We start from the raw sequence: 6,715 nt of genomic DNA, 5'->3' as shown, positions 1-6,715 counted from the left end.
CAACTATGCGGGCACCATCCCGACGCCGGAGCAAACCCCCGGATCAGGTCGAACCCGTACACCACTTCCATGGACGCAACCCATGCTCGCCCTGCTCCGCTTCCATTCCCCCACTCGCGATCAGGCGTGGCGGGCCACTGTTCGACAGGTGTGGGAGCAGGTGGAGCAGCGTGACCAGTGGAACCGGGAGGCACACCACGAACTCCTCACCTACATGTTCCCCGCCTGGCACGGGACGGGCGGCGAGATGTTCCATTGGGCGCAGGAGCGGTGCGCCCATGCTCCCCGAGGCCTGCCCCTGCACACCCTTCCCCTGGTCGCGCTCGCCGAGTCCCACCGTCAGCGGATGGAGAAGGACGGCGACCGGTACGGCCTGACGGTCCATCCGTGGACGGACAATCCATCGACCCAGCAGGCATGGGACCACTGGTGGGCCTATCGGGCCCCTGCTCGACCCCACGCCGCGTTCTACGAGGACGCCAACTATTTCGCTCACGCCTTGTCGTTCGCGAATCGCCACAGGGAAGCCGCTGAAGTCTTCGACTCGATCGGCCTGTACGCCACCGATGTGCCGTGGACCTACTGCGGGGACGCCCAGACGCTGTTCTCGCGACACCGCACCTGGGCGGTCAAGGCGTCCGCGCCGTACCCGCGGCGGCGCTGATCACCTCGTACCGCTCCCGACTGTTCCCCATTGACCATCGACACGAGAGGGCATCCCCATGCCTCTGGACATACCGAGCGTCACCCCGTCCGAGGAGGAACGCCTCGCCGAACTCGGCATCACCCAGACCCTGGACCGATCCATGTCCGGGCGGCAGAACTTCGCCGTCTCGTTCACGATCATCAGCATCCTGTCCGGCTGCCTGACCATGTATGGCTTCGGCATGAACACCGGCGGGCCCGCCCTGATCATGTGGGGCTGGGCGCTCGTCGGCCTGATGACCCTCTTCGTCGGGCTGTCCATGGCGGAGGTCTGCTCCTCCTACCCGACCTCCGCCGGCCTCTATTTCTGGGCACACAAGCTCGCCCCGCGCAGATCCGCTCCGGCGTGGGCCTGGTTCACCGGCTGGTTCAACACCCTCGGGCAGGTCGCTGTCACCGCGGGCATCGACTTCGGAGCCGCCTCATTCCTCAACGCGTACCTGAACCTCCAGTTCGGCTACGCCGCCACGCCCGGCCACACGATCGTCCTGTTCGGCCTCATCCTGCTGCTTCACGCCGTCGTGAACACGTTTCGCGTGCGGATCGTGGGCTTCTTCAACACCGTGTCCGTCTGGTGGCACCTGATCGGCGTGGTGGTGATCGTCGGCGCGCTGCTCGCCGTCCCCGACAGGCACCAGTCCCCCGGCTTCGTGTTCACCGAGTTCGTCAACAACACGGGCTGGGGCTCCGCCGTCTACGTCGGTCTCATCGGCCTGCTGATGGCCCAGTACACGTTCACCGGGTACGACGCGTCCGCCCACATGACTGAGGAGACGAAGAACGCCTCCGTCGAGGGACCGAAGGGCATCGTTCGGTCCATCCTGGTCTCGTGGGCCGCCGGCCTCGTCCTGCTCTTGGGCCTGACGTTCGCCATCCAGTCCTACGCCGGCGCCCTCGAGTCTGGGACCGGAGTGCCGCCTGCGCAGATCTTCCTCGACGCGCTCGGAGCGAGCACGGGCAAGCTGATGCTGCTCATCGTCATCGGCGCCCAACTGTTCTGCGGCATGGCCTCCGTGACCGCCAACTCGCGCATGATCTACGCCTTCTCCCGCGACGGTGCCCTGCCCTTCTCCAAGGTGTGGCTCAGACTGCACCCCGGCACCCGCACCCCCACCAACGCGGTCTGGCTGGCCGCCGGCGGCGCATTCGTCCTCGGACTGCCCTACCTCTTCAACACCACGGCATACGCCGCCGTGACGTCCATCGCGACGATCGGCCTGTACATCGCCTACGTCGTGCCCACCCTCCTGCGCCTGCGCCAGGGCGACACCTTCCGGCGCGGCCCCTGGCACCTGGGCCGCTGGTCCAAGCCCGTCGGCGTGCTCGCCGTCGCCTGGGTCGCGCTGATCACCGTACTTTTCATGCTGCCCCAGTCCGCCCCGGTGACCATCGAGACCTTCAACTACGCTCCCATCGCCGTGGGCGTGGTGCTGGCCTTCTCCGGCACTTGGTGGCTCATCTCCGCCCGCAAGTGGTTCCTCAACCCGAACCGCTCGCGGAACACCACTCCCCTCGCCCCGGCACAACAGAGGGCGGGCCGGTGATGCTCGGGCTGAGCATCTGATGTCCCGGTAGGCGGGCCGTCTGGGACGCACTGCAACGAGCACAGGCTCCAGGACGCGCCCGTCTGGAAGATGCACCGCTCTCATCTCGAGGTGTCATGCATCAGGCCGTCTGGCCTCAGAGCCTGTGGGGCGGCGAGTAGCAGAGGCCGCTCCGCAGGCTCTGAGGCCGTATCGGCTGCGTTCCCGCCTCCGCAGCAGCCAGCCACATCGACACCTATCCGAACAAACATCCCACTGGGAAGGACTGAGGTTCCATGACCGCACGTCCCGGCGCCGTTCCTGCCGCATTCACGCCGGCCCACCTCCGCATCCTCGCCAAACTGGCGACCGGCGCCAGTAGCGCGAGTGTGGCCCTCGACTTGGATATCACCATCGGCACCTTGGGGACACAGGTACAGGCCATGGGCCGCCGGGCCGGCGTCAGCGGTCGCGCCCCGCTCCTCCACACCGCCTATCGCACCGAACAGCTGCGGCGACCCGAGCGTGCGGTCTTCGACGGCGTGCTGGAGGATCACGAGCTCCAGATGGTGCAGATGGTCGCTTGTGGGGCTTCAGTCCAGGAGATCGCTGACGTGTGTCGGTTCTCCCGGGATACTGCGAGGAGCCGTCTGAGACTCTTGCGTGACCGTGCGGGGGCCGAGAACGATGTCCATCTCGTCGCTCAGGGCTGGCGCTATGGGTGGATCGACGAGTCTCTCGAGGTGAAGCCTGCGGGCTTCCTCAGCACAGTTCCAGTTCGTGGGTGACGTCCCAGCGATAGGCGCGCCCTTCACGTCGGAGTTCTACCAACTGGACTCGGTGTACGGGAACGTTCACTGAGTCCAGGGCACGCAGGGGCTGCACAGCGTCGCGCACGATGTTCGCGGGCATGCGGCGGTTGCTGTACCCGATGCCGATGTGCGGTCGGAGAGCTGACGTCGGCTTCTTCAGCGGTAGCCCGACGTCGGCACCGGCCCGGCCGAGGGCTGCGTGCAACTCGATGACGGGGGTCCATGGGGCGACGCTGTAGCGGATCGCGCCGCGGGATGCTGTGAGCGGCACCGCGTTGAGGGTGAAGGCATCAGGCATTGCCTCGCGTGCCGTAGCGATCAAGCGGTCCAGCTCGCTGGGTGCGATCTGTTCCACGGGTCCGATGCGTCCCAGCGTCAGGTGCAGCGCGTCTTCGTCGACAGCGTCGAATCCGAGGGCACGGACTTCCCTCTGGCACTGACGTGCCTGTTTGATGAGGGGGGTCGCGTCGGGGAAGGTGAGCATCCAGTAATAGGCGCGGGTCGAGGACGTCCAGCCGGGCCGGTCCCAGTGGTTGGTCATTTCCTTGACGTTGGCGAAAGCGGCCCAGTCGTGGTCCGCGATCACCGACGCGTCACTGGTGCTGGGTGGAGGGCTGGGAGGGAAGGCGCCCGGGTCTGCCGTGAGCTGCATCCGCTGCCCCTCTCCTGCGCTCCGTCGGGTGTGACGTTTTGGCAGACTTCGCCAGTTCTCTCGTCTGCGGTGTGGACTGCCAGGAGCGTAGGGCATCGGCGTACTCCCTGACGACGGCTACGTCTTTCCACTCGGTGGCCTGGGAGTGAAGTTCGCCCGCGCGCTGCACCACGGAGCGGATCGGTGGCCCGCCACCGGCCTCGAGAACTTGTCGGCCCAGGACCATGGCGTGCTCGACGTCCGGGCGCGAGCCTGCCAGGAGAGCGGTGGCGACGTCCAGGCGAACGAGGGCCTGGCTCCAGGCGGAGTCGGACTGTTCGACTAGTTCGTCGATCTGGTCGGCATAGTCGAGTACGCGTGGGGCGTTGGCGAGCGCGACGTGAACAGTCGCGGCGTTGGCCAGCGTCCGGGCCCTGCCGTAGGGCTCGAACGAAATGCAGGAGGTCAGTCCCGCGGAAACGGTGTGCCGGCTGCTGAGGTCTTCTGCTGCTGCGATCGCACGCTCGGCGCCTGCACGGTCTCCGAGCTTGCCCAGGGCCCTGGCGAGACCGTTGGCCTGGAGTCGGATGGCTTGGGGATGAGTCGGGTCGATCGCCAGCCCCATGTCAGCCCAGTGAACGGCCCGGTCGTAGTGGCCCGCGTAGTAGGCGTTGAGTGATCGCGTGCCGTGTGTCCACATGATCAGCTCGTGGTCAGCAATCTCCTTCGCCAGTTCCTCAGCCTCTGCGCAGTAGGCCTCGGCCAGTGCTTCCCGGCCGGCGTTCACGGCCATGTAACCGAGTAGGCCTGAGGCTTGGGCTGCGAGCCGGAAGAGCGCCTCGCGCTGCCGGGGCGGCTGTCGTCCGTCGAGCCGGTCCTGGACGAAGTTGCGGAGGTCGACGGCTTCGGGAGCCAGCCGCAGGGGGCCTTCGGTCTCATAGCGGTCGACGAGATCCGCTACGCCTTGCTCCAGGAGTGCGACCGTCGCGGGATCAACGTTGGAGGCGGTGGTGGCGCTCAGCCTCTTCGCGATGTCCAGCGGGTTCTCCCACGCTGGAGCGGGGATCAGGGTGGGCTGCGCGCCGCGGGCCTGAAGCCCATTCGGGGGCGCGGCCCCCGGGATGGGGATCGGCGCGACGTGCGGGGGCACGCCCATTTGCTGGAGGACGGTGATGATCTTGTCGATGTTGACCAGACGACGTGTGCCTGACTCGAGTGTCGACAGAAAGGATTGACTCAGGCCCGTGATGGCCGACATGTCCTCCTGGCGCAGGGAGGTGATCTGGCGGATCAGCCGGAAGGCTGCACCGAAGTCCCAGGCGGCCAGGGCCGCGGATACATCTCGGTTCTCCCACACTTGATCTGGAACCCTCGGCGACGCTACAGGCTCGTTACCGACGGACCGGGCGCAGCCGGCGCATCGCGTCTCACTGTTGTACCGGCTCAGGGGATTGCCGCACCGGGTACATCGACGCTCTTGCTCGTGGGCCACTGGTATCTCCCCCCAGAGTCGAGATCCTGGTTGGGGATCGTCATTGGGCGCAATCACCCCAGTGATATCACCAGGCGGATGGGCGAACGCTGGCTTTCCGCCACATCCTTGATTGCCCGTCACCACAGAGCATCGGGCACATGGACGTCCCCTTGGCGCCCAGCCTGTTCGGCTCGCTCAGAAGCCTGCCGGGCTGGATTGTCAGTGGAGGTTGGCAAGCTACGCACCCACGGGACAGCACTACGTGCGATCAGTCGACTACGCATGGTGGTGTTGCTGGCTTCGTACGGAGGAGGACGCACCACTGTGACCGACATGCCTGAGACGGTCCACCACTTGGTGGCTTCGGTGACCGGCAGGTTCCGCGTCGTCGCCGATCACTCGTCACCCGGCGATGGTCGGCCCTTCGTGTGGGAGATCGAAAGCACGAGCGGACGACGATGGTTCGCCAAGCAGAACCCCCAAGGCCCCAAGCTGCACCGGCGTGAAGTTCACGCCTATCAGCACGGCTGGACCGCCGCACTGGGGAGGGACCGGGCTCCCGTTCTGCGCGCCGTGGACGACGAAGCACGCGCCATCGTGATCACCGCAGTCCCCGGCCGGCCTGTCCGCCACCTCCGGCTGGACAGGAAGGAGGAGCAGGAGGCGTACCGCCAAGCCGGGCAGCTCCTCGCGCGACTCCATGCCGCAGAGACTGGACAGCCCGACCCTGCCTCACATACAGGAAGCTGGGGTGAGAGCGTCGAGAAGATGCTCGCCGACGCGGCCCGGTACTTGGCTGCCGACGACGTGGCGATGCTCCGCTCGATCACCACGGACACGCCCGCCGAGTTGCCTCGCGTGGTGTCGCACGGCGACTTCATGCCTCGGAACTGGCTGTGGGATCAGGCGCAACAACGGCTGAGGATCATCGATTTCGAGCGGACCTGTATCGAGCCCGCCGTGTGGCGGGATCTTCCCCGCCTCCGCTACCGGATCCTGCGTGGCCGGCCTGATCTGGAAGCGGCGTTCGAGGCAGGCTACGGGCGCACGCTCACCGCCGGGGAGCGCCAGGCATGTTCCGCGTACGCCGCGCTCGATGCGCTGAGCGCCCTGCGCTGGGGCATCGAGCACCACGACGTTGGATCCGTCGACGAGGCCCACACCATGCTGCGGCACCTCCAGGTCGAGCACCACGCCCGCATTCGCGAGGGCAGGAGCCGATGAGCACGTTCACCGGTGCCCACTTCTCCACCAACGGCGTACTCCTGGAGAACAACGCGCTCACGGGGCGCACCGCGTGTCGCCCTTCGCGATACGGAAAGCGGAGAACAGCATGATCGACGATGACTGGGGTGACGACCTCGCGGCCGATGTACTGGCAGACCGCTACGGGCTGACGGTCGAGGCAATCGAGCCGGTGCCGATGGGGACCGACACCATCAACCGGCGCGTCCTGACGACAGGTGGTCAGCGGTTGTTCGTCAAGGAGTACGCGTCGGCCGCCGCTGTACATGCGGCTCGCTCAGCATGGGACATGTCTGAGTTCTGCCGGGCCGGAAGATTTCAAGTC

The 6,715-nt window shown here is 66.7% G+C and carries 6 protein-coding genes and 1 pseudogene; 5 read left to right on the top strand and 2 right to left on the bottom strand.

The genetic code is table 11. The annotated features are described in order from the left end of the window. The first annotated feature begins 82 nt into the window (after positions 1-82). The 3 genes from J7E96_RS31625 (at position 83) to J7E96_RS31615 (ending at position 3,016) form a co-directional block, all read left to right on the top strand. A complete protein-coding gene (locus J7E96_RS31625; protein ID WP_251070727.1) occupies positions 83-664 on the top strand; it encodes a hypothetical protein in 582 nt (193 codons plus the stop codon). Between the two features lie 58 nt (positions 665-722). Beyond that, positions 723-2,249, top strand: coding sequence for an amino acid permease (locus J7E96_RS31620; RefSeq protein ID WP_215136429.1), 1,527 nt, complete (start codon positions 723-725; stop codon positions 2,247-2,249). Positions 2,250-2,524: 275 nt separating this feature from the next. Continuing rightward, positions 2,525-3,016, top strand: a complete 492-nt coding sequence (locus tag J7E96_RS31615; RefSeq protein ID WP_215136428.1) for a LuxR C-terminal-related transcriptional regulator — start codon at positions 2,525-2,527, stop codon at positions 3,014-3,016. Here the strand turns inward: J7E96_RS31615 and J7E96_RS31610 are convergent. Next, positions 2,991-3,692, bottom strand: a complete 702-nt coding sequence (locus tag J7E96_RS31610) for a 2'-5' RNA ligase family protein (protein WP_215136426.1) — start codon at positions 3,690-3,692, stop codon at positions 2,991-2,993. The genes J7E96_RS31615 and J7E96_RS31610 overlap by 26 nt on opposite strands. After that, positions 3,634-5,028 (bottom strand): helix-turn-helix transcriptional regulator, encoded by a 1,395-nt coding sequence (locus J7E96_RS31605; RefSeq protein ID WP_215136424.1) that lies wholly within the window; start codon positions 5,026-5,028, stop codon positions 3,634-3,636. The genes J7E96_RS31610 and J7E96_RS31605 overlap by 59 nt, the downstream gene beginning before the upstream one ends. 450 nt (positions 5,029-5,478) lie before the next feature. Here J7E96_RS31605 and J7E96_RS31600 point away from each other — a divergent pair, with 450 nt between their 5' ends. Beyond that, a complete protein-coding gene (locus tag J7E96_RS31600) occupies positions 5,479-6,369 on the top strand; it encodes a phosphotransferase enzyme family protein (protein ID WP_215136432.1) in 891 nt (296 codons plus the stop codon). A gap of 109 nt (positions 6,370-6,478) precedes the next feature. Continuing rightward, positions 6,479-6,715 (top strand): annotated as a pseudogene (locus J7E96_RS31595) (phosphotransferase); the annotation flags it as partial.

Origin of the sequence: Streptomyces sp. ISL-96, from assembly GCF_018614035.1 — a bacterium.
GTDB lineage: Bacteria > Actinomycetota > Actinomycetes > Streptomycetales > Streptomycetaceae > Streptomyces.
The sequence above is the reverse complement of the archived record's forward strand: the minus strand, read 5'-3'. Positions and strand labels throughout refer to the sequence as shown.